Source organism: Niallia sp. Kr1 (assembly GCF_050389805.1).
Lineage (GTDB): Bacteria > Bacillota > Bacilli > Bacillales > Cytobacillaceae > Bacillus_BD.
Genome location: NZ_CP130945.1, coordinates 1,840,936 through 1,865,630 on the forward strand (window position 1 = coordinate 1,840,936; position 24,695 = coordinate 1,865,630).

The 24,695-nt window shown below is 36.0% G+C and carries 15 protein-coding genes and 1 pseudogene; 12 read left to right on the top strand and 4 right to left on the bottom strand.

Annotated features, from left to right (window positions below; all coding sequences use genetic code 11):
• Nucleotides 1-75: 75 nt before the first annotated feature.
• Together Q5760_RS09125 and Q5760_RS09130 are read right to left on the bottom strand one after the other, a co-directional pair.
• The gene (locus Q5760_RS09125; protein ID WP_428911874.1) at nt 76-966 is read right to left on the bottom strand and encodes a manganese catalase family protein; all 891 of its coding nucleotides are present in this window, start codon (nt 964-966) and stop codon (nt 76-78) included.
• A 61-nt stretch (nt 967-1,027) separates the two neighbouring features.
• On the bottom strand, nt 1,028-1,258 hold the full coding sequence (locus Q5760_RS09130) for a YuzF family protein (RefSeq protein ID WP_428911875.1): 231 nt from the start codon (nt 1,256-1,258) through the stop codon (nt 1,028-1,030).
• A 372-nt stretch (nt 1,259-1,630) separates the two neighbouring features.
• Here Q5760_RS09130 and Q5760_RS09135 point away from each other — a divergent pair, with 372 nt between their 5' ends.
• On the top strand, nt 1,631-3,628 hold the full coding sequence (locus tag Q5760_RS09135) for a glycoside hydrolase family 3 N-terminal domain-containing protein (protein ID WP_428911876.1): 1,998 nt from the start codon (nt 1,631-1,633) through the stop codon (nt 3,626-3,628).
• Nucleotides 3,629-3,905: 277 nt separating this feature from the next.
• On the opposite strand, the gene Q5760_RS09140 is transcribed toward Q5760_RS09135, so the two are convergent.
• Complete coding sequence (locus tag Q5760_RS09140; RefSeq protein ID WP_428912537.1) at nt 3,906-4,262, bottom strand: SPOR domain-containing protein; 357 nt, start codon at nt 4,260-4,262, stop codon at nt 3,906-3,908.
• A gap of 3 nt (nt 4,263-4,265) precedes the next feature.
• Nucleotides 4,266-4,704 (bottom strand): annotated as a pseudogene (locus Q5760_RS09145) (N-acetylmuramoyl-L-alanine amidase family protein); the annotation flags it as partial.
• 756 nt (nt 4,705-5,460) lie between these two features.
• On the opposite strand from Q5760_RS09145, the gene Q5760_RS09150 reads away from it, so the two are divergent.
• From Q5760_RS09150 to Q5760_RS09200, 11 genes are all read left to right on the top strand, one after another.
• Nucleotides 5,461-7,080, top strand: coding sequence for a diguanylate cyclase (locus tag Q5760_RS09150; RefSeq protein WP_428911877.1), 1,620 nt, complete (start codon nt 5,461-5,463; stop codon nt 7,078-7,080).
• A 16-nt stretch (nt 7,081-7,096) separates the two neighbouring features.
• A complete protein-coding gene (locus Q5760_RS09155) occupies nt 7,097-7,471 on the top strand; it encodes a response regulator transcription factor (RefSeq protein WP_428911878.1) in 375 nt (124 codons plus the stop codon).
• Nucleotides 7,455-10,307: an ATP-binding protein gene (locus Q5760_RS09160; RefSeq protein WP_428911879.1), complete on the top strand. Its 2,853-nt coding sequence runs from the start codon at nt 7,455-7,457 to the stop codon at nt 10,305-10,307. The genes Q5760_RS09155 and Q5760_RS09160 overlap by 17 nt, the downstream gene beginning before the upstream one ends.
• A 390-nt stretch (nt 10,308-10,697) precedes the next feature.
• Nucleotides 10,698-11,294 (top strand): copper resistance CopC family protein, encoded by a 597-nt coding sequence (locus Q5760_RS09165; RefSeq protein ID WP_428911880.1) that lies wholly within the window; start codon nt 10,698-10,700, stop codon nt 11,292-11,294.
• Nucleotides 11,295-11,297: 3 nt separating this feature from the next.
• The gene (locus Q5760_RS09170; protein WP_428911881.1) at nt 11,298-12,386 is read left to right on the top strand and encodes a copper resistance D family protein; all 1,089 of its coding nucleotides are present in this window, start codon (nt 11,298-11,300) and stop codon (nt 12,384-12,386) included.
• A gap of 751 nt (nt 12,387-13,137) precedes the next feature.
• Nucleotides 13,138-14,439: a group II intron reverse transcriptase/maturase gene (ltrA, locus tag Q5760_RS09175; protein ID WP_428908370.1), complete on the top strand. Its 1,302-nt coding sequence runs from the start codon at nt 13,138-13,140 to the stop codon at nt 14,437-14,439.
• A gap of 470 nt (nt 14,440-14,909) precedes the next feature.
• Nucleotides 14,910-17,879, top strand: coding sequence for an EAL domain-containing protein (locus Q5760_RS09180; RefSeq protein ID WP_428911882.1), 2,970 nt, complete (start codon nt 14,910-14,912; stop codon nt 17,877-17,879).
• 13 nt (nt 17,880-17,892) lie between these two features.
• Nucleotides 17,893-18,246, top strand: coding sequence for a response regulator (locus Q5760_RS09185; RefSeq protein ID WP_428911883.1), 354 nt, complete (start codon nt 17,893-17,895; stop codon nt 18,244-18,246).
• A gap of 125 nt (nt 18,247-18,371) precedes the next feature.
• Nucleotides 18,372-20,474 (top strand): EAL domain-containing protein, encoded by a 2,103-nt coding sequence (locus Q5760_RS09190; RefSeq protein WP_428911884.1) that lies wholly within the window; start codon nt 18,372-18,374, stop codon nt 20,472-20,474.
• Between the two features lie 48 nt (nt 20,475-20,522).
• A complete protein-coding gene (locus tag Q5760_RS09195) occupies nt 20,523-23,756 on the top strand; it encodes a response regulator (protein WP_428911885.1) in 3,234 nt (1,077 codons plus the stop codon).
• Nucleotides 23,757-23,759: 3 nt separating this feature from the next.
• The gene (locus Q5760_RS09200; RefSeq protein WP_428911886.1) at nt 23,760-24,623 is read left to right on the top strand and encodes a CheR family methyltransferase; all 864 of its coding nucleotides are present in this window, start codon (nt 23,760-23,762) and stop codon (nt 24,621-24,623) included.
• Nucleotides 24,624-24,695: the final 72 nt, after the last annotated feature.

Consider the following 24,695-nt stretch of genomic DNA (forward strand, 5'->3'; position numbering starts at 1 on the left):
ATGATTGCATACAAGAAGAAAACTTCTACTTTACACTTGAGACAAGTGACCTTTTCCTTTGTCCGGTAATGACTTTTACATATTGCTTTTTAAACGTTTTAAAATACGCTGGTAATCATCTCGATCAATCCCTGGAGCAAATTGCTCTGGAATTTCTGGTAAATCTGGTACAGGTGCACCCTCAGGCATTCCATCAATTACTCTCAGTGGTTCGCCCGTTTCAGGGTTTGGTCCTTTCCAAATTTGGTTGATGTCTCGATATTCCGGCTCTCCCCATGTAAACAATACATTATACAATCCTTGATCCATAAATTTTCTGGCATAATCAAACTTATTATTATCCAAACTTGGAACAGGAAGCATTTTACCTACATCGACTCCTGTAGCTACTTCGATTGCTTTTGCATAAGCAATAATATGAGTCCCGCCTCTAACGAGTAAGTAGCCAATCATTTCTAAGGCGGTTGGATGTGTAGTCATTTCGTAAACCCTCATTTTATGGTTTCTTGCACCAATTTCCAATAAATAATTGGCGAGAAGGTCTTCAACGAGTGTACCACTATTATTTACGTAAGAACCATTCCAAGGTCTCCCCATACCATCTCCTGGATAAGCGGTTTGAGCGGTAGTCGTAAAGTGAGTCGAATAACGGGCGTCCTTTCCGTTTTGTAGTGGGGCGGTGTCAGGATCACCAGGGACTGTATTGCCAACTGATAGTAGATTAATCGCATTGGCCACTAATTCAACATGACCAAATTCTTCAGCTGTAATACTCGCAATTAAATCATAAAAGGGTTTGAACTTTTTCTTTTCGCGAAAATTAAAGGATTGGAACATGTAATTGTTTAAGGTGGACATTTCACCGAATTTTCCTCCCATTAATTCCTGAACAGCTGCAGCAGCATTCATATCTCCATGTTCTGGAATAGGGAGTTCAATGGCGATTCTATTCACACGTTTGATCATCCGCTTTGCACCTCCATCCATAAATAAAAACGATAGCCATCCTATGTTGGATAAAGCTAACCTATTCTCTCTTCTTTATCTGATCGCTACTTATCGGATGAAACCAAATGATTTGCGCTGTACGGATATAGAATGGTGATCCCCCCATATGGATAACGATATGATCGGGCATGATCTTTTGTAATACGCCTCGCACAGAGCCACGTGTCGTTTGGACGGCAAGAGTTTTATGTTGAAATCTCGTTAAAGCTTCATAAACATACGGATCACTAAGGTTCCATTGTCCATTCATTAATCACCACTCCTTTTTCACATCCCAAAAGAATTATATGTAATAAAGGAATCGATATGACTTTGTTAAAAAAATATAAATCTAATCAGTCCCAGCACTCCTAAGGATGCAGGACAAAACGTGGGGACAGTTCTCATGTTTCATTTCGGATTAAGGGAGGAACAGTTCTCTGAAAATCGAAAGTTTAATAAAGGTATTTAATCTGTTTATTGATTATCATTCAAACCAAACATCGTAAGATTCTAGTCCTTTAATGGAATAACAAATGTTTGTCAATTAGCTTATAATGAATCATTTTTGATTAATAAAAACCTCCGTAGCAGTTGGATAATCTTCCCCAAGAAAGAGATATTAAGGAAGAAAACAAGACTAATGAAAAATGGAGTGAAGATGATGGTTGCCCGGTACATAAGAAATATGGTTTTAGGTATGATGGCGTTTGTGTTGGTATTTCCAGTGGAAGGACTAGAAGTACAGGCACAAAATAATATAAAAGTTGAAACAAGAACAAAAGCCATCTTAAAAGTTGAAGGAAAACGGTTTAGAGATTTAAATGATAATGGAAAGCTTGACCCCTACGAAAATTGGCAGTTGTCTACTGAAAAGAGGGTAGAGGATGTATTGTCTCAAATGACGTTAGAAGAAAAGGCGGGGCTCCTGACCATTAATGAATATCCAAAAATTCAGGATGGCAAGGTCGTGTTACCCAACAAATTTCTTGACCAGCATACCCGTTATTTTATTTATCGAGAAATGCCAAGTGCCGATGTGATTGCAAACCATAATAATCAATTACAAGAAGCAGCTGAGGCTTCAAGACTAGGCATTCCGGCTGTCGTTATTTCGAATCCAAGAAATCATCCTTTAATGTTTCCTGTTATTGAAGAGCCAGGACAGTTTTCTCATTGGCCAGATACGTTAGGGTTAGCAGCCTCACGTGATTCGCGGATGGTCAAAAGGTTTGGTGAGATCGCTGCGAAAGAATGGAGGGCTGCAGGAATTCAAAAGATGTACGGATATTCAGCGGATGTGGCAACAGACCCCTTATGGGCAAGAAATCAAGAAACATTCGGAGAACATCCAGAACTGGTATCTGGTATGGTCTACAATGTGATTAAAGGGTTTCAAGGGGATGTCTTAAATGAAAACAGTGTGTCGTTAACCACAAAACATTTCCCTGGTGGGGGAGCACGATCTGAGGGAAGGGACCCTCATTTTAAAGAAGGGCAATATAATATCTATCCAACCTCTGGCAGCTTGTTAAAGTATCACATTCCACCTTTCAAGGCAGCCATAGATGCAGAAACAACGTCTATTATGCCTTATTATGCTTACCCAAGTAACAAAAGCGCCAAACAAGGATTGCCACCATTTAGTGAAGATCAACAATTTGAAGAAGTTGCTTTTGCACTAAATGAACCATTTATTAACGGATATTTGCGAGATGAGTTGAAATTCTTAGGATATGTAAATTCAGATACGAGTGCGGTGATTGATCGAGCGTGGGGAGCACAGGATTTACCGGTAGAGCAGCGATTTGCAAAAGCCATCAATGCAGGAACCAATATTTTTTCCGGGGTCCCGAATCCAGCACCGATTTTAAATGCGGTAAAACAGGGTTTAGTGAAAGAAGAACAAATCAACCGTTCAGCCACTTATGTCCTCACAGAAATGATGAAATTAGGACTTTTTGAAAATCCATATGTCGATCGGGACAAAGCATTAACGGTAGCCAATAATCCAGAATCACAAAAGCTCGCTGATGATGCGCATCGCAGGTCGGTGGTGCTCATGCGAAATGATCAGAAGCTACTTCCAATACAGGATCAAACCATTGCCGATGTTCGACTCTATGTTGAAAGGTTCCCAGGTGGAGAAAACGGGCAAGAAACGAATAAATTAAAGCAAAAAATAAGGAATTACGATCGTTCAATTACCATCGTAGAAAATATAGAGGATGCGACGCATGCCTTTGTTTGGATCCAGCCATTTCAAGATTTGTTTGCCAACAAGCCAACGGTTGTGGTCGGGCCGGAAACGGGTGTTGAACAAGTAGATCGAATTGTAAAAATTCAACAAACGGTCCCAACGATTACGGCGATAAATTTTTCCAATCCATGGCTAATTAACAGGATTGAACCAAACGCAGCAGCCGTCATCGGAACGTTTGGGACGAAAGCAGAGGCTGTGGTTGACATGATTAGAGGAAAATTCAATCCTGTTGGAAGACTCCCGATCACCATCCCCGCCAATCAAGAAGTTGTTAACAAAGAAGCAGGGGATGTACCAGGGTATGATGAGGGTCCAGCTTATCCGTATCAGGATCAATCAGGAAATCGATATCGATATAATTTTGGACTGGGCTATTAAATAGGGAATTATTTTTAATAAAATCCTACTAACATTGGAATAACGGGTTCAGTTTTGAAATGAACAGTATCTTTCACATATCTATTAGTATTAGAACGAACAAGTAATTTGGTAAGTAAATGAACAAAGAAAAATGCTTGGAGCCTCATGACTCCAAGCATTTTTTAAAGCGATCTTTGTTTTTTACGGCTAAAACAAAGATCTAAATGTACAAATGAGAGGGATAGAGAATGAATATTAAAAAACCGCACACGGCTGAATGTGTACGACATACCCATTATGAGGTCATCACAAAAGCATCGATCCCTAATGCTTGAATTTGATTTACTCTAGCATCAGCATTTTCTCTTGTAGAGAAAGCTCCCAATTGTACACGATACCAGGTCTTACCTGAAATTTGTACTTCATTCACAAAGGAATCAATTTGGTTTTCACGTAGTCGAGCCACTCTTTCTTCTGCATTTTCTAAATCCTGGAAAGACCCCGCAATCACTCGGAATAGGGTTCCTGTTTCTCCACCATCAGCACCACGGCCACCACCAGAACTTCCTGCCTTTTTCGGAAGGTTATAAGCTTTCACGATCCCGTTGACATACCCTCTTGCGACTTTTTCTCTCCAAGAAGGTTGACTCATCAAACTGGCATCCCCACTGTTATCAATAAACCCATTTTCGGTAAGTAGGGCTTGCATAGTGGATTCCCGCAACACATGAAAATTCCCCTTTTTTTGCCCGCGATAACGAAGACCATTCACTTTCATCACTTCTTCATGGACAATATCTTGAATTCTTGCGGTTCTTGTACTGTCATCGAGTCCACTGTAAATATAATCTTCGTACCCTAAAGCTGAACCATTAAAGGCATTACAATGAATAGATTAAGAAATCAGCTTTCCAACTATTCGCTTCATTGGTTCGTTGACTTAAACTTGGGAATACATCACTTGAACGGCTCATTTTTATCTCCACATTTTCATATTCATCCAGTAAAATATTTCGAATACGGAGCGCAATGTCTAAGGTAATGTCCTTCTCCCTAAGACCATTTCCAACGGCTCCGGGAATCCGAACCACCATGTCCCGGGTCCAAGTAAAGTTTCATCGTATCTTCCCCCTAAATAGTTGGCTTCACTACAATCCAATGTATCTATTTTTTTTTAATCCGAAAGGTTGTATGCCTAAAGGATACGATTTTGGAAAGAAATATTGAAATAACTAGGAAACAAAAAGACATGAACACCCTATGAATGTGCTTTTTCAATTTCTCGTTATTCTGTTTAAGTAAAGGTATCTCTTTGATAAAGTAATTCTCTCTATCTCGTGATGGGTACCTTTGCATTTTCCAAAAATAAAAGCTATCGAATACGATATAGAGTGGGATGGGTGCTTGGTGCTGATTGAATCATATGCGTTTTGTGGTACCTAATAAAAGTTTGTTACACAGAGTTTTAACGTATAAGGAGATGCAATAGGAAAAGCTTCTCATTTCTTGATAGAGATATATTAATAAGAAGAGTAGCGGATTCCATAATCATATTTATCATAGGATAATAAAGTTCATGATCATGCATCAAAAGTTTCGAATAAAGAATCTTTTTTAGCAATTAAACGTGTACATAGAGATGAACTTGAATATGAACATACTAATAATGAAACTCGAACAAGGAAGGGTACAATCTGATTCGAATATAGAAGATTTTTCTTAGTTTATTTACAAAAGAAGGGACTTGACTTGAAGCTATTCAAGTTCATTTTACTTTCTCAAATCATTTTTAACTTTACCCGGATATTCGTAAGTTTAACTAAAAAGAAACTCCAATAAGGAGGTACATAATGGATCTTAATAAATATAAAAATCATTTATTCAAAAATATTAAAAATAAGCTAACGGAATGGATCTTTTTAAAAGAAGAAACAACGATCTCAACCGAGGAGGTTTACCGATTTTTACATTCGATTAAGGGAACTTCAGGTACACTACAACTTCATGATCTGATGCAAATTTCAGAAAAACTATTAAATCATTTGAACCCTGAAAGTAAAGCAACATGGGGGGAAATCGAATTAAAAAAGTTTCTATTCCCTTTAATTGAAGTGACATATAAGCACGAAAACTTTGATGAAATAGTCATTCCTGATGAGCCAGTCATTTATACAAGTGCACCGATTATTCAAATCATTGATGATGATGTTTCGCTGCTCATGCTTCTTAAAGATGTATTAGAAGCAAAGAATTGTATGGTGATGACCTATACAAATCCTGAAATAGCCGTGAAAAAGTATTTTGAAATGAAGCCGGATTGCCTCATTCTTGATATTGAATTACCGAAAAAAGATGGCTTTCACATTCTGCAGGAAATTCAGGAACATAATGAAAAGCGTTTTATCCCAACGATTATGATCAGTATTAAAAATACCAAGCAAGTACGCATAGACGCTTATAAAAAGGGTGCAGATGACTTTTTTCCGAAACCGATTGATATGGAGGAACTTGTTGCAAAGGTCGAACGACATTTACAACGGAAAAAGATTTTTGATGAATCCGTTTTAATTGATGAACTGACACAGGTTTATAATCGAAAATATTTGGCTGATAGTTTGCCAAGGTTTTACCAAGACTTTAGACGAACAAAACAAGCCTTTTCCATTAGTATTCTTGATATTGACTTTTTTAAAAAAATAAATGATTCATATGGCCATCTTATGGGAGATCGAATACTTAAAGATTTTGCCCAATATTTAAAGCAGAATATCCGAGGTTTGGATATGGTTTACCGGTATGGGGGTGAAGAATTTGTGATTATCTTTCCTAAAACCACTAGTGAGGAAGCAAAGAAACGCTTAAGTGAACTAATACAGGGATTTTCACAAATTGAATACACCCATAAAGAAGAAACGTTCTCCGTCACTTTTTCAGCCGGTGTATTTACAGTACAGAATGATTCCATTACGTGGGAAGAAGCGTTTAAGGAGGCAGACAATTCGTTATATGAAGCAAAACGTCTTGGAAGAGCAAGAGTGGAATGTTTACAAAAAACGTCCCAGTCCTATCAAAAGAACATTGTTAATATTTCTGTTATTGATGATGACTTTATTATTCGTACTCTACTGGCACAAATACTTGATTCTTTAAATATGAAGCATTTGCAATTAAACATTAAGATTTTTGAAGATGGACCTTCCTTTTTACAATCCGACCATGCAAAAGAAGAGGTTAACCATTTCGTCATCCTTGATGGTGTAATGCCAATTATGGATGGATTAGAAGTGCTTGAAAAGATTAAAAAAGGAAAAAACGCCCATCTGTATAAAGTGTTAATGCTTACGGGGAGAAAAAGTAAACATGAAATCGAACAAGCTTTAAAGCTAGGTGTGGACGATTATGTGACGAAACCATTTTATGTAAGGGAACTACATTCAAGAATGGAAACCATACTAAATAAGTTGAAATGAGTGGAGGAATTTACATTTGAAACGAATTTTATTAGCGGAGGACGAAGAAGTTCTTCGCATGCTTATAGTTGATACACTTGAAGATGAAGAGTATATAGTCGATGAAGCAGCAGATGGAGGGGAGGCACTAGATTTATGGCAAAATCATCCATATGATCTCGTCATCCTAGACTATATGATGCCTGTTTTTACAGGGCTTGAGGTGATAGAGAAAATTCGTCATGCTGAAACAAAGGAGCGTACAAAAGTCCTTATGCTTTCTGCAAAGAACCAATCCTATGAACAAAAGGAGATTTTACAAACAGGCGCAGATTATTTTATGGCAAAACCATTCAGTCCAATGGAACTATTGGAATTAGTACAGGGTATATTACATGACGAAACTAATTAATTATTTTAATAGCTCTTTATCTCATAAAGTTTTTTCATTAATAGGAATATGTTTTCTCTTTTTTATTGTAGCGACTGGGGGATTATTCTATTTTCAACATAAAATTCAGGATGATTATCTTCAAAAACGCGCAATTCTCAAAGAAAAACAGCAATTGATCCATTATATTTATAATCAGTTAAATACAGACATTTTAGTCATGTCAGATTCCATAACTATTAAAATACCGGAAAAAAAGAAGTTTGCACTTGATCAAGAAAATGAACTTAGAAAACAAATGAACGCACTACAACCATTGATTGAAACCGAACAAGAAAGATCCATGTATCGAGTTATCGATAACTTTACGACCTATTATTTTACTGACATCCTTTTCCCTATCATGAAGGATGATGAAATTAATGAAGTTTCAAGTGCGGATTTAAAAAATAATAACGATCAAAATAGGGTAAAAGAGTTTTTGGAACAGACTACTTCTTACATTAAGTTAATTGAAGAACAACTCAACGATAATGCCGAGAATTTAATGAAGAAACAATTAGTTATCCAATACTGTATTATTCTCTTTTTTATGATATTTCTGGTACTCCTATTATTGATTATTCATAAAATTTTTAAGAACGTTACGAAACCGATTGCTAATTTTACCCATTCAGCCAATGAAATTGCAGCTGGCAGAGATGCGGTTATAAGAGTAGATTCAAATCGAAAAGATGAACTTGGCACTTTGTCGGAAGCATTTCAAAAAATGACAAGAAGAATTCAAGAAAAAGAACAAGATTTACTTGCTCATAATGAGGAGCTTATTGCCCAACAAGAAGAGCTTCAAGCTCAACAACAAGAACTACAAGCAACCCTGGAGATTATATCTGAAAAAGAACAAAAACTGATAAGGAGAAATGAGTTAATAAATGGTATTTCTTCTTCACTAAATAAAGAGAAAGTACTTCAAAGTATGGTTAAGAGCATGTGTAAAGTTACGGGGGCCGATAAAGGAATTATTACCTACCTTGATGAAGACAACTTTGCTTCCTATGCCGTTTCACGCTTTGGTATAGAACAATTTAGGAGAAATTTAGACAATGGATTCATTCTTCGTTTAATAAATGAAAAAAGACCATTTACCGTAAAGCGGGAACAAGATCCCAAGGAGAAGGGATATCATGATATACCGCTTTTTAGCTATGATTTGTATGTGCCAATTCTTATGGAACGTCAAGTTGTAGCGATTATGATGTTTACCAGATATGCAGATCCTTTTTCAGAAAGTGAGATTGCGGAGTATGATACCTTAGCAAGGCAAATAGCTATTTATCTTGAAAAAATCAGGCTGTTTGAACAATCTGAGAATGATAGGCGATTAAATCAAGATATCTTAAATACGGTCCAAGAAGGAATCCAGTTAATTGATCGGGATCGAAAAATTATTCAAGTAAATCAACAGCTTCGTGAAATATTTAAGGGCACAAATGTGGCTGATGAATTGCTAGAACTTTCATGGAAACAATGGAGTGAAAGGATGGCAGGGCAGGTTCAAGAAAATGACTTCATTGATTCCCTAAATGAATTAATAGATTCGGCCTTTCTTCGTGCAGATGAAGAACATTCGTTTATATACAGGTTGAACAATAGTAACCAAGTGATTAGAGTATATTGTAAATCTTTTAAAAATCAACACAATGAAGACTATGGAACATTACTTGTTCATCGTGATATAACCAAAGAATATCAAGTAGCTCAAATGAAGTCTGAATTTGTCAGTACAGTGAGTCATGAGTTGCGGACACCATTGGCAAGTGTTCTCGGATTCACAGAACTATTAATCACGAAAGAATTAAAACCTGAGAGAAAAGTAAAGTATCTAAATACCATTTATAAAGAGGCTAAGCGGCTAACCGCACTCATCAATGATTTTCTAGATGTTCAAAGAATGGAGTCTGGTAAACAGACATATGAAAAGAAATTTATCGACATCGCTTCCATTTTGCGGAATGTAATGGAGCTCCAAGCAGTTCATTCAACCTTGCACAAAATGAACCTATCCATTGAATTAGAGGATACCATTATTCTCGGAGATCGGGATAAACTTGAACAAGTATTTACGAACTTATTGAGTAATGCGATAAAATACTCACCTGATGGTGGAAACATTTTCATCAGAATGTATGGGTATGACAATATGATTTCCATAGATTTTAAAGATGAAGGGCTAGGTATTCCAGAAGATGCACTTCCTCATTTATTCCAACAATTTTACCGAGTCGACAATTCGGACCGAAGAAGAATTGGAGGGACGGGACTTGGACTCTCTATTGTCAAAGAGATTGTCAAAGCACACGATGGAACAATTTCTGTAACGTCTGAATATGGAAAAGGGAGTGTTTTTACTACTAGATTCCCTCAAGTAAGCATAGGAGCTGAAAATAAAAATATACAAGAAGATACGATGCTTCAATACACGATTATGGTTATTGAGGACGACCTTAGTTTGGCACAACTCTTAAACCATGAATTGCAAGATAATGGGTTTCATGTAAAACACTTTAATAATGGTAAAAAGGCGTTGGAACAATTAAAGATGTCAGTACCAGACGCGATTGTTCTAGACATTCTGCTTGAAGATGAAATAGATGGATGGACGATTATGAAGAAAATCAAAGAAAGCAGAGAATTGAAAGATATACCGATTTTTGTATCATCAGCACTCGATGATAAAGAACTAGGTTTTTCCTTGGGAGCAGAGGAGTACCTGGTAAAGCCTTATAAACCTAGTCATTTGAGTAAACTCATTATGCAAACACTGTTAAAAAGTGAAAAAAAAGCGGCTAAATATTAGTGACTTAGCAAATCTAGTTTCAGTATTTCCTAACAACTTCCTAATAATATATGAAAAAATATACTAAAAAAGCTGGTGCCCTTATGCATCAGCTTTTTTTTAGTTTAAATTAACTATACTAAACCCCTTATAATTTGACGTTGTATAAATATATGAAGAAATGCCCTTAAGCTCTCGAAGCGGGTTAGTTTAAATAAAGGTAGACATATATTGTAACCATAAATTTATCACTACCCATAAAAGTATGGTTACAAGTTAGAGGAGCAAAAAGATTAAATTTATTATTGTTATATATTATAATTGAAAATGATTGTCATTTGTCGATTTTATTGTATTGTTTGTACAACACAAATGACAGATACGGTATAAAAATGATTAGGAGGAAATATCTTGAAGAAAATTATTTTAATCACTTTACTAGTCCTGTTTTCATTTGCACCTGCTACCTTTGCACATTCTCATTTAGAGAGTTCCACACCTGAAAATGGAGAAGTGGTTACCGAAGAATTACGTGAAATCACATTAACCTTTGATGGTAAGGTTGAAATAGGCAGTACTTTTGAATTACTGGATCCTAATGGACAAGCTGTTTCAATAGAAGAAATTATCGTTACCGATACTGAAGTGATAGGGAAAATTCCAAATGATTTGAAAAACGGAAATTATCAAGTTCTTTGGAACATCATTAGTGCGGACGGACATCAAATGGAAGGGGAGTTTTCATTTGTAGTAAATATTTCGGAAACAGAAACTCCACCAGCTGACAGCAATGATGAAGAACCGGTAACTGAAAATGGTGAGAATAGCGAAGCAAACTCAAATGATGAGACGAATCAAGGTCCCGAACAAAATGCCAATACAACAGAAAATGATGTTGCTAGTGACCAAACAGAAAATGAAGGATCTTCCAATCTCGTATCTGTTATTGTAGTCGTATTAGTATTGGCAATTATTATCATCTTCTTCGTATTAAGGAGAAAGAAATAATCAATGGCTGCTGTAATTTTTAGCGAATTCATTTTATATCTCTGTTTTTCCATATTAATGGGGAGTTTTATCTTATCACTCATCTCAAATGATTTTCGTCCAACCATTTTAGTGGAAAAAAGATATATGATACTGGCTGCAGTTGGTGTAGCCCTATTTTCCTTTACACCTGTGCTCGTGTTAATTTTGAATTTGCAAAAAAGATTAGGATGGCAAGAGGGGATGCAAACGGTACTTTTAACGTTTGACATGGGAAACGCATGGATTTTTACTTCCCTTGTTGTTTTGTTTTTGCTAATATTTCTCGTAAAATTTTATCATCCGGAACAGCCAAAATATTCTTGGATTGGATGTTTTCTAACATTTCTTTTAATCATAGGACTTGCATGGTCTAGTCATGCAAGTTCTTTAGAACAAGGAATAGGGATAATAACACATCTGACTCATTTTACTGCCGTTAGCATTTGGATGGGAGTATTGTTTGGAGTCAGTTGGTTTTCCAAAAATCACTCAAATTGGCTAAAGTTTTTACGTTGGTATACCCCACTTGCGATTGGTTGTGTTCTTTTGACAGCGGCTTCTGGGATTGTCCTGATGTCATTTTTCATGGATCTTTCACAGTATCCGGATTCGTGGACGGTTAATTATGGGCAATTTTTATTAATGAAACAGTTACTTATTATTTCATTGCTTGTCTATGCTGCCATCAATGGCATATTGATTCGTCGCAGTTTAATAAAGAACCATAATTTCAATCCGATTCCATGGGTGAGAGTAGAAAGTATTGTTGCCCTTCTTATTTTTTCTGTAACGGCGGCAATGGGTCAACAATCACCCCCAAGTGCTCGTACACCAGAAATAGATGGACTATCTTTCCTGTTTGAAATTTTTTATCAAGGTCAGTATAATCCAGGGATGGATATTCAATTGAGTATCAATACAATGGGTATTTTCCTCATTATTATTTCCCTTCTATTTTTGGTCATGATTTTTTACGCATTCTTTAAAAAAACATCAGCAATGATTACATTTTTGCTTAGTGTCCTATTTGTCTTTTCAAGTTATTTAGCTTTAATGATGAGTATTAGTTGAAATATTGCAAACTTGCTTAAGGTTAAAGATTTTCGTATTGTTAATAAGCACTTAGAAAAATAATAAAATAGGATGAGGTCAGTAAAGGGTACGATTCTTGAATGAATCGTGCCTTTTTCTATATAGCATCAAAGATAGCCGTTAGCCAATAATACGAAAAAAAATTAATGGATATTTAAAAATGAGCATCTTCAATAGAAGGTGCTTTTTTTATTGTTTGCGTGCCTAGCAAGCCGTTAATTGCTAGTTGGTGAAAGTCCAACCTGAGTAAGTACCAAGACGCTCAGTAGCTGACAGGCAACTGGTGAAGAAATTCTAAGGTTGAAGCCCTGTGACAAAGTAACTCCCTAGCGGAGTGCGAGCAAACTAACAGGTTGTAACATAAAGTGAATCCTGCCGTCTCGTCAAAAGAACCTACCTACGGTAGCCAAAGAGAAGTCGAGCCTTGGGATAATGGGCGAAGACCATGGAAGGTGTGAAGATCTTGGAATAGCAGCACCAATGAATCTCTCGGGGTATGGGGAGCGACATGTTAGTAAAGTAGTTAGCGGAACTGGGGATACCCTCCTTGTCACTTTCTAACGAAAGTAAAGCAGAAACCTATAAGTGCAAACGAAGTGGTGGATGGATGAGAGGGAGTCGGAGGGGGTCATAGTACCATTAATGACAATGACAACACAACATTGTCTAGGGAAGGACGGCGCAAGCCATTACCCTACTTCGTTCATATGTCAGAAGGAGGTAAGAGTCAGTGAATGTCAGGAAAATGACTAACTACACCAATAAAGTAAAAGCTCAAGAACTCTGGAAGACGTTATATCTTTGTGCCAAGGAATGTCCAACTCGAAGATTTCACGCTTTATATGACAAAATCTATCGTCCTGATATTCTATGGGAGGCATGGCAACGTGTGAAGCGAAAGAAAGGAAGTGGAGGTGTCGATGGACAGACGATTGAACAAATCGTCTTGGAGTACGGGGAAAAGAAATTTATGAACGAGCTCTATTTGGAACTAAAGGAGAAGCGTTATCACCCTAGTCCAGTCCTAAGAACCTATATTCCAAAGGATGATGGAAAGAAACGTCCATTAGGAATTCCAACTATTAAAGATCGGGTCGTACAGATGGCAACGAAAATGGTTATTGAACCAATATTCGAGGCTGACTTTCATGACTGTTCGTTTGGTTTTCGTCCAAAGCGAAATGCCCATCAAGCGATGGCAAAGATAAGAAAAGCCAGTAAGAAATGTTTTTGGGTAGTAGACGTCGATATCCAAGGATATTTCGATAATATTAATCAATACAAGTTGATGAAAATATTAGAACAAAGGATTAGTGATCGACGGGTTTTAAAGCTTGTTCGAAAATGGCTAGAGTCAGGCATAATGGAGGAAGGCAAAATAAGAAATCCAATTACTGGTACACCGCAAGGTGGTGTAATTTCACCTCTTTTAGCTAATATCTACCTAAATACAATGGATATGCTTTGGGAGAAGAAGTTCAAAGACTTGGGTGAACTCATAAGGTATGCGGATGACTTCGTCATTATGTGTAAAACCAAACAACAAGCACTTGAAAGTATAAAGGTCATCCAATCAATAATGAGGAAACTTGACCTTACTATTAATAGAAATAAATCGAGACTAGTTAATCTGTGGAATGACATAGATGGTTTCGATTTTCTAGGATTTCATAATCGGAAGTTTCCAATCAGACGAAAAGGTGGAAACACGTTATATGTCATGTCACATATACCTAAGAGGAATGCGATGAAGAAAATGCGTTCTAAGATTAAAGCCTATACAGAACCAAGGAATAAATTATACTTGGATATCAGAGAGTTAGTAAAAGGGCTAAATAGGAAACTGCAAGGTTTCAAGAATTACTATCTTATCTCGGCTCACGCAAAGAAATGGCTAAATAGAATCGACTGGTATGTATTAGAACGACTTACCTTATTTCATAACAAAAAGAGAAATAATCGTAAGAAACATGGAAATTTAAAGGATGTAAGAAAAGAAGTGAAACATATATTAGTGAAATTAGCTAGTTAGACGCTGTAAAGCCAAGGAAAGAAGAACGTCGGAAAGCCGTATGAAGGAAAACTTCACGTACGGTTTGATGAGGAGGAGCTGAAAGTAAAAGAGATAGCAAAAGCTATCCCTTTGAAATCAGTTTCTTACTCTACAAGATACGTGAAATGAGATCAGTCATCCATTTTTATTGCTCATATTTAGAAAGGTTTTGGTAGGTACGAAAATTATAGCGCCCTATTAATAACGGATTGCACGATTAATTTATTTGAAGGAATGAATTTGGTGAAATAACTCATTGTTAAGGTAGGTATGTAGAACTAGGAAGAATGGATTCCTAAAAAAATAGGAAATGGGGAAAAAAAGGAGCTTCTTCCTATTTTAATGAGAATAGACGGGGATACATTTACCTTTCAAAATAATAGAAAATTAAGGTATTAAGAAAACTGAATTTATTTAGATGAAAAGATCAATAATAGGAGGTTTTTCACGTGGGGATTTTCCCGTTTATACTAGGAACAAGAAATGAAATAAATGAAAGAAACGACTCTTCTCTTATTGACAGTGAGACGTTGCTTAATGAAACGACATTTGAGACTTTATTTGAAAACCATCTCGATTCGGTATTTGCCTTAAGTGTTTATGGAGAGCCAATCTATCTTAATAAAACGGTGATAGACAAATTTAGTCTTACTGATCAAGAATTAGAAACGGAATTTAAGAACTATATTAAAGAGAAAAATAAGGAAAATAGTAAATATTTTAAGCGAGCATTAAAGGGAGATGAGCAAAAGTTCCAGGTCAAGATATGTTACAAAAATATAAGCAAATTAAAAATGGATGTTACATATCTTCCATTTGTAAACCAAGATAGGAAGGTAGTCGCAGTTTATGCTATAGCAAAGGATATTACAGGTAATATTGAGCATAAAGATGAAATAGAAAAAATAAAAACCAGCTTAGAATTATCACAGCAAGTTGGAAAAATTGGCAGCTGGGAATACGATGTTCTTAAAGATGAAATCTACTGGTCCGACTACCTGTTTGAACTGACTGGGAGAACGAAAGATAATCATCATGTGACGAATTTGAATGAAGGTTTACAATTCGTACACCAAGATGATCGTGACCGATATCAAAAAACATTAAACCAATCCTTAAAGGAGTCAAGAGGCTACAGGATTGAATACCGAATTATTCGCAAGGATATGACTCTTATTTATGTTTCAGAAGAAGTAGAAATGGTTTTTGATGAAGCTGGTAGACCAATCCGTCTATTTGGAATGACACAAGATGTTACAAAAAGAAAATTAGTCGAAAACAAGTTGCAAGAAAGTGAGCAAAGGTTTGAACATATATATGAGAATTTATCCTTAGGGATCAAATCCTTCGATTTATTAAATCAAGGGAACATCTTGATCACCCCAGGTATAGAAGAGATCACTGGGTATCCTCGAAAATATTTTTATAATAGAGAAGCTTGGGAATCTATTATTCATCCTGATGATCTTAATCATTATTTAAATGAATATTCGAAGGTAGCAGAAGGAAAAAGTTTCAATATTCAATATCGAATATGCCATAATAATGGTCAAATGATTTGGGTGCAAGATAAAACGATTCCAGAAATCGATGAGAAAGGCAATGTTGTTAGGGTTGATGGATTTATTAGAGATATTACAAAACAGAAAGAGCATGAAAGAGTAATTCAATATTTAGCTTTCCATGACCCTTTAACGGAATTACCAAATCGTAAGCTTTTTGATGAAAAAATCACTTCTCTCTTTTCAAAAGAGAAGAAGGAAACAATTGCCGTTTTGTATGTAAATATGGATCGTTTTAGAAATATCAACAATACTCTGGGTCACGTTATTGGAGACAAATTACTGAAACATTTTGTTCAAAGAGTACAAGAGTTATTGATTGAAAAGGCCTTATTTGCACGAATTGCTGGAGATGAATTTGGAATTATCCTATGGGGGTATAAGGAAAAAGAGTTTCCAGAAACAATTGCCAAGATGATCATTGAGAGTCTAAAACAACCATTCATGGTTGAGAAATTTGAATTATTTATTACGGCTAGTATTGGGATTAGTATAACCTCTTCTAATGAAGTATCTTTAGAGGAGTTTATGAAGTATGCGGATGTTGCCCTAAACAGAGCGAAGTCTAACGGAAAGAATAATTTCCACATTTATTCTCCTACTTTAGATATCCCTTCATTTAAACAATATGAACTGGAGAGAGATTTACGGAAAGCCCTTGATCATAATCAATTATTGATTCATTTTCAACCAAGAGTAGAAGCATCTACTGGAAAAATTGTCAGTGCAGAAGCTTTAGTACGTTGGCAACATCCAGTGTGGGGATTAGTTTCTCCAGGAGAATTTATCCCACTTGCAGAGGAAAATGGTTTTATTATCGACATCGGTGATTGGGTTTTAGAGAAAGTATGTCAATCTATCACAGAGTGGAAACGAGCAGAGCTTCCAGTTGTTCCCATATCCATCAATATTACGGCTCAACGATTTTTAAGAAATGATTGGAAATCGACCATTATTCGTATTTTGAAAGAAACCAATGTTGATCCTACCCTCATAGAGTTTGAGATAACTGAAACAACCATTGTTAAACATGAGACGTTGGTTGAATCGGCACTGAGATTCCTAGATGAACTCGGAATAAAAGTAGCTTTAGATGACTTTGGAACAGGGTATTCCTCTTTGTCACATATTAAGAATTTGTCCATTGATACAATTAAGATTGACCGATCATTCGTGAGTCAAATTACCAAAACACCGAATGTAGAAATCATTATTAAGTCCATTATCTATATGGCGAATGCTCTTAAGATGAATGTTGTTGCAGAGGGAGTTGAGACCTTAGAACAATTAGACTTTTTAAAACAACAGGAATGTGCGGAAATACAAGGATATATTTTTAGTAGACCGATCCCAGAGAAGGATTTTCAGGACCTATTAAAAAGGGTTATCCTGAGACCCATTATGAGAAGTGACAAACCGAAAATAAAAGATCGAAGAAAATATTATAGGATCGAGCTGATATCCCCATTAAAAGCTGATATGACTTTAATTTCAATACAAGGCAGAGATGTTGAAGTAGGGAGAACAGAGGCATTGATCGAAGACATCGGTCCTGGAGGACTAAGGTTCTTATCATCGATCCATCTACCAGTACGCCCTGACATAACCTATAAATTTGTAACGACTATTTTGGGTGAAAAGCTAGAACTTTATGGACATCTAACTTGGAAAAATGAAATAAAGGATATTTACCAGTATGGGCTGGAATTCACCATTGATGAAAAGGAAAGAGATCATCTAATTAAAACCTTAAATCATTTTTCTATACAATTAAAAAAACAAGCGTTTCCTCCTGAATGTAACTTTATTAATGAAGATAAAATGACCTTTTTAAAAAAGCTTCAGGAGACTGGATAAGGGGGTAGAAAATTTGGATAAATCCGTACTTTTAGCAGATGACTCTTTGTTTATGAGAACGTGGTTAAAGGATATGTTGAATAAAGGCGGTTTCAACGTAATTTTAGAAGCACAGGATGGTCAAGAGGCGATACAAAAATATAAAGCTTTTTCACCAGACATTTTACTTCTAGATTTAACGATGCCTAAAGTAAATGGAGTGGATGTCTTAAAAGAAATCCGAGAGTATGATTCTTCTGCGAATGTGATTATTTGCTCAGCTATGGGACAGAAGACCTTAATTAAAGAAGCCTTGCATAGTGGGGCTAAAGATTTTGTAATAAAGCCTTATTTCAATCATTTGATAACGATTCTAAAGAATATCTAATAACAAATGGTATACTTGGATACCAATTCCAAGCATAGAACTATGCCATCATTCCTAGTAGTATGCTATCCTATAATAAGATAAGTATATACATGTAAGATATAAGGAATGGGGGATATTAGGTTTTGAAAAACGAAGACAAGGTTAATATTCTCTTAGTAGATGATAGACCAGAGAATTTACTAGCTTTAGAGGCTATCATTGAAAGAGACGATTACAATCTCGTTAAAGCATCATCAGGGGAAGAAGCATTGAAACATTTGTTGAAATATGATTTTGCAGCCATTCTATTGGATGTTCAAATGCCTGGTATGGATGGTTTTGGAACAGCAAAGATTATTAAAACTCGTGAAAAAACAAAGAACATTCCAATATTATTTATTACAGCTAATAATCTTGATAATGAGCATATTTTTATGGGCTATTCTTTGGGAGCCATTGACTATATTCTAAAACCTTTTGATCCCATTATTTTAAAAGCAAAGGTTGAAGGCTTTGTTGAAATCTATAAGATGAAACAAACTCTTATTCATCAAGCAAAGACTCTTGAAGAAAAGAACAAAGTGATCGAATATATGGCCTATCATGATGGGTTGACCGATCTACCAAACAGAAGAATGTTCAATGATCAATTGCTATTAAAATTAAATCATGCCAAAAGAATGAACCAGACACTTGGGGTTTTGTATTTAGATTTAGATCGTTTCAAATATGTGAATGATTCTCTCGGTCATATTGTTGGCGACAGACTACTAAAAGAAGTGTCCAAAAGGCTTTTAGCAAGTGTTCGTGAGGAAGACCTTGTCGCAAGGGGAGGCGGTGATGAATTTAACATCATCTTAGCAGATACGGACCGTGAAAAAGCACTAGAGGTAGCTGAAAATATCGTAGAAGGGTTTAGTCAGCCTTTTATGATCGACCAATATGAGCTTTTTATCACAACATGCATCGGATTATCTGTTTTCCCTTACGATGGGGAGGATTCAAACACTTTAATGAAAAATGCTGACGTCGCATTATATCGTGCCAAAGAGCAAGGGAAAAGCAAGTTTAAAGTCTATCATTCAGGAATGAATATGCAATCCTATCGAACTTTTTTATTGCAAAATGATCTTCGAAAAGCAATCGATAAAGGGGAACTTGAGCTTGTTTTCCAGCCTAGAGTAAATACAAAATCTGGAAAAATTACAAGTGCTGAAAGTTTATTACGATGGCATCATCCAAGTTGGGGGGCCATTTCTCCGAGTGAGTTTATTCCAATTGCTGAAGAAACGGACCAAATCGTTGAGATCGGAAAATGGGTACTTCAAAAGGTTTGTGAACAAATACAGGTATGGAATAAGAAAGGTCTTAGTCCGGTTCGCATTGCTATTAACTTTTCAGCACGTCAATTTTTACAAAAAAATCTATTGGAACATATTCAACAGGTACTGACCGAAACAAACATAAAATCTGATCAACTAGAAATTGAGATTACAGAGTCCGTACTTTTGGGAAATGAGGATGTTGTAACAAGTACTTTGCAGCAACTTAGAAAAATAGGGATTATTATTAGCCTTGACGACTTTGGAACTGGGTACTCCTCTTTGAATTACCTAAGGCGTTTTCCTTTTGATGCCATTAAAATAGATAAGTCTTTCATTGATGACATGTTAAATCAGCAAAATAATAGTAAAGCCATTATTCAATTTATGATCTCCTTAGCAAGTAGTATAAACATGTCGGTTATTGCAGAAGGAATTGAAACAGAAGAACAATTAAAAGAAATCAACAATTTAAATTGTGACGAGGTACAAGGGTATCTATTCAGTCCTCCGTTGTTATCTTCTGATTTTGAAAAACTTATTGTAACTAGAAGTAAGAACCCCTTCTTGTTCCGAGAAGAGGGAACAAAAATGACAACCATGGATGGATCATCCTATGTTAATCCTAGTACCCAAAATACAGATATAAACGAAGATAAAAAGATAAAAAAAGATGTTCTCGATATAGCTCTTACCTATATCCAAAAGACCTATTCCATCTCTAGTCGAGAGATGGATGTATTCACGTTAATTATGGATGGGTTAACCAACAAGGAAATTTCAGAACAATTGTTTATAAGCGAACATACGGTTAAGAATCATATTACTCGTATTTTTCAAAAATTGAATGTCACTGACCGTATCCAAGCGATTGCTTTGGTATATGAAACGTTCATGCATGAAGGGAATACGCTCTTTAATTAAGAAGAACCCGAATCAAGGAAGCCTAACTTCAAGAAGGGGAAGAAACAAATGAAAATAAGAACAAAGCTATTATTAGCTCTAAGCACCTTACCGGTAGTCCTAATCGTTCTTATTGTAACTGGCTGGATTCAAATCAGTCATCTGACTAATGCGAGTAAAGTGCTTGAAGATAACTATGATGCATCTATATTGGCTGGACAAATTCGTGCAGACATTAAGGATGAAGGGCTATTAGTAAGAAATTTGGTTATTTTTACAGAAACCGAATCCATACAGGAGGAAATCGATCAATTACGATTAGAAAGTGAAGCCATAAAGAAAAATATTAGTCTTTTGGAATCAAAGATTTCTACAAAAGATCAAGAAGAAGCAACGGCAAGGTTGATAAAAATTAATAATGATTTTAATGCCTATATCGAAGAAGTCATTACTTTTGCTTCTGAAAATAAAAAAGAAGAAGCACTTGCTCTCATTAATGAAAGTTCGAAACCCTTTCATGATCAAGTAACGAAGGTTATTGCGGATTTATCAGCTTCATTCGAGGCCGAACTAGGAACATCGTTAAGTACCATGACGAATAATTTTCAAAGAGATATCATCATCAGTTCAATCATATTAGCTTTATGTATCATGCTCGTTCTATGGATTCTTTATAAAAGTATTTGGACTCTTTCAACTCGATTAAATAAAATGTCCAGCATTATGAGTAATGTGGCTAATGGAAAGACAGATTTAAATACGAAAGTGGAAGTGCTATCTAATGATGAAATAGATGATGTAGCAAGATCATTCAATCGGATGGGTGAAACTTTATTGGAACAAATGCAAAAGGAACAAGAACTGACATGGACGAAAACAAATCTAGCTGATATTACAACGAGCCTCAGTGGTGTACACGACTTAGAAACCTTGGGTCGAACATTCCTTTCAAAAGTGATTCCAACAGTGGAAGCGGCTCATGCTGTATTTTATGTAAAAGATATGGATCCTAAGAGTGAAGATAAAATGTACAAACTGCTGGCATCATACGCCTTTAAGAAAAGAAAACATGTAACAAATACGATTCAGGCTGGTGAAGGCCTAATTGGTCAAGTCATCCTAGAAAAATCACCGATTATCCTTACAGATGTCCCATCAGATTATGTACAGGTTTCATCAGGACTAGGAGAGGCAACTCCATTAAATTTATATGTATTGCCCATCATTTTTGAAGGGGATGTAAAGGCCGTTCTTGAAATAGCATCCTTTAAGCCGTTCAATGAAACGCAACAAAGCTTTTTAGAAGAATTGATGCATGATGCAGGCATCATTATTGAAAGTGTGATGGGTAGAATTCAATTAGCAAACTTATTAGAAGAATCTCAAATGCTAATGGAGGAAATACAGGCTCAATCTGAAGAACTTCAAAGTCAGCAAGAGGAATTAAGAGCAACTAATGAGGAACTTGAGGAGCAAACCAGTGCCCTTCGTCAATCTGAAGAAACGCTGCGAATTCAACAGGAAGAACTTGAACAAACCAATGTAGAATTAGAGGAAAAGGCGAAAAGCTTGGAAGTACAAAATATGAACTTTGAAATAGTAAATCGAGAGGTAGAAAAAGCACGAGTAGAGCTAGAGGTGAAAGCAGAACAGTTAGCACTAAGCTCAAAATATAAATCTGAATTTCTTGCAAATATGTCTCACGAGCTTCGAACCCCTTTAAATAGTTTATTAATTCTTTCTAAACTACTAGCTGACAATCCAGAACAAAATCTTTCGGCTAAGCAAGTAGAATATTCAAGAACCATCTACTCCTCTGGACAGGATCTACTGCTATTAATCAATGATATTCTCGATTTAGCAAAAATAGAGTCTGGAAAAATGAGGGTAAACCTCAGTAATGTCATATACAAAGATATCGTAGAGTTTGTTGAGATGAATTTTAGACCAGTTGCAGATGAAAAAGGTTTATCTTTTCATATTCAAATACAAGATGACTTGCCTCCTTTCATTTATAGTGATGAAGCTCGAATACAGCAAGTCTTGAAAAATCTATTATCAAATGCTTTTAAGTTTACGGAACAGGGTGAAGTGAAGCTAGAAATTTCAAAAACCAATGATGTAGATAGGATTGCCTTTTCTGTTATTGATACGGGCATCGGGATTTCAAAAGAAAAACAGGATTTAATCTTTGAAGCGTTCCAACAAGCTGATGGAACAACGAGTCGTAAATATGGAGGAACAGGCTTAGGTCTCTCGATTAGCAGGGAGATCGCTGCTCTATTAGGCGGAGAAATCATGGTAGAAAGTACCGAAGGCGTAGGAAGTACGTTCACATTCTATGTTGGAAATTATAAAAATGAAGTAAATGAAACGATGGGAATGGGACAAGATGAAGCGGCTGTATCCATTGAAACTTCCACCCTTCAACTAGGTACGAATGAATCCCATCAATCTCATTCTGAACAGCCAATAGCGGAGAATAGTCCTATTAAGAGATTACTCATTGTTGACGACGATTTAAGACAAAGAAATAGCTTAATGGAATTAATTAGTGAGATGGATTTCATTATGAAAGCTGTTTCTACCGGTCGAGAGGCAATTGAAGAACTCAAAGTAAATAAGTTTGACTGCATGATTTTAGATTTAGGATTGACAGATACAAGCGGTTTTGATCTATTAGAAAGAATAATGGAAGATAACCATGAAATAAAAGTGTTTGTGTATACTGGACGAGACTTAACGATAAAAGAGGAAATGCAATTAAATAAATATGCCCATACCATTATCATCAAGAATGAACATTCACCGAAGCGGTTAAAAGCGGAGCTTCAATTATATTTGAGTGAAAGCAGTCAGTCGGATGAAAAGGATCATTCTTTCATGAAAGAGGAATTAGGTAAGAACAAGGTGCTTAAAGGAAATAAAGTTCTTTTAGTTGATGATGATGTTCGGAATGTATTTGCGATTTCCAGCATTCTTGAAACGAGTGGAATGGAAATGATCTTTGCTGAAAATGGCTTAGAGAGCCTTGAATTATTGCAAGATCATACAGATATAGATTTGGTGCTCATGGATATTATGATGCCAGAGATGGACGGATATGAAGCAATAGAAAGAATAAGAAAAATGCCTGACCACAAAAATCTTCCGATTATTGCGGTTACAGCGAAAGCCATGAAAGAAGATCGAGAGAAGTGCTTAGAAGTAGGGGCATCAGATTATCTAGTTAAACCAGTTGATCCTGATCAGTTAATCTCTTTAATAAAAGTTTGGTTATACGATGGAGAAGGGAATCACTAGGACATGAACAATTCAGAGGGAAACTTGTCTTTACATCATAATAATTCCAAGAATGATTTAGAGGAATTAGAAATTAAATTATTATTACAAGGGTTATTTGAATGGTGTGGATATGATTTTCGAAACTATGCGTATCAATCGATAAAACGACGAATATGGCATCGAGTACACGAGGAGAATTTAGACACAATTACTGAGTTGCTTAACAAGGTTCTACATGACCCACAAGTTTTGCAAAGACTTGTGGGGGACTTTTCCATTCATGTAACCGAAATGTTTAGAGATCCATTGTTTTTCTTGCATTTCAGGGAAAAAATAGTACCACTTTTACGCACTTATCCCTCGATCCGTATATGGCATGCAGGTTGTTCAACAGGGGAAGAAGTGTACTCAATGGCGATCTTGCTTCATGAAGCAGGTCTGCTTGAAAAAACAAAAATATATGCTACAGATATTAATGCAAATGCACTTAGCGCAGCGAAAAAAGGCTTGTTTCCTCTAAATAATATGAAAAAATACACGAATAATTACTTGCAGGCAGGTGGCGAAAGGGCATTTTCAGATTATTACAATGTCATGAATGACGGAGTTAAATTTCACTCCTTTTTATCTAAAAACGTCATTTTTACCCAGCACAATTTAGTAACCGATCGATCATTTAATGAATTTCATGTCATTCTCTGCAGAAATGTATTAATTTATTTTAATAAAACCCTACAAAAAAAGGTTCATAAACTATTTCATGAAAGCCTATGTATGTTTGGTGTTCTCGGTCTCGGTGATAAAGAAACCATCTCATACATGGAGGTTACAGACTGTTATAAAGGAATTAGTAGTAAGCACAAATTATATCAGAAGATAAAATGAGTGGTACAGGGATGGGGCAATGACCTGTTCCTTTGTCCCATGAATAATCATCAAAGTAAAGGAAACCGGTAG

Excerpts from the sequence above, each read along its gene's own strand:
- Q5760_RS09130 (WP_428911875.1), bottom strand. The coding sequence starts at position 1,258 with ATGAATGGACAATGGAACCTTAGTGATCCGTATGTTTATGAAGCTTTA.
- Q5760_RS09150 (WP_428911877.1), top strand. The coding sequence starts at position 5,461 with ATGGATCTTAATAAATATAAAAATCATTTATTCAAAAATATTAAAAAT.
- Q5760_RS09125 (WP_428911874.1), bottom strand. The coding sequence starts at position 966 with ATGATCAAACGTGTGAATAGAATCGCCATTGAACTCCCTATTCCAGAA.
- Q5760_RS09135 (WP_428911876.1), top strand. The coding sequence starts at position 1,631 with ATGAAAAATGGAGTGAAGATGATGGTTGCCCGGTACATAAGAAATATG.
- Q5760_RS09170 (WP_428911881.1), top strand. The coding sequence starts at position 11,298 with ATGGCTGCTGTAATTTTTAGCGAATTCATTTTATATCTCTGTTTTTCC.
- Q5760_RS09160 (WP_428911879.1), top strand. The coding sequence starts at position 7,455 with ATGACGAAACTAATTAATTATTTTAATAGCTCTTTATCTCATAAAGTT.
- Q5760_RS09195 (WP_428911885.1), top strand. The coding sequence starts at position 20,523 with ATGAAAATAAGAACAAAGCTATTATTAGCTCTAAGCACCTTACCGGTA.
- Q5760_RS09140 (WP_428912537.1), bottom strand. The coding sequence starts at position 4,262 with ATGAGTCAACCTTCTTGGAGAGAAAAAGTCGCAAGAGGGTATGTCAAC.
- Q5760_RS09200 (WP_428911886.1), top strand. The coding sequence starts at position 23,760 with ATGAACAATTCAGAGGGAAACTTGTCTTTACATCATAATAATTCCAAG.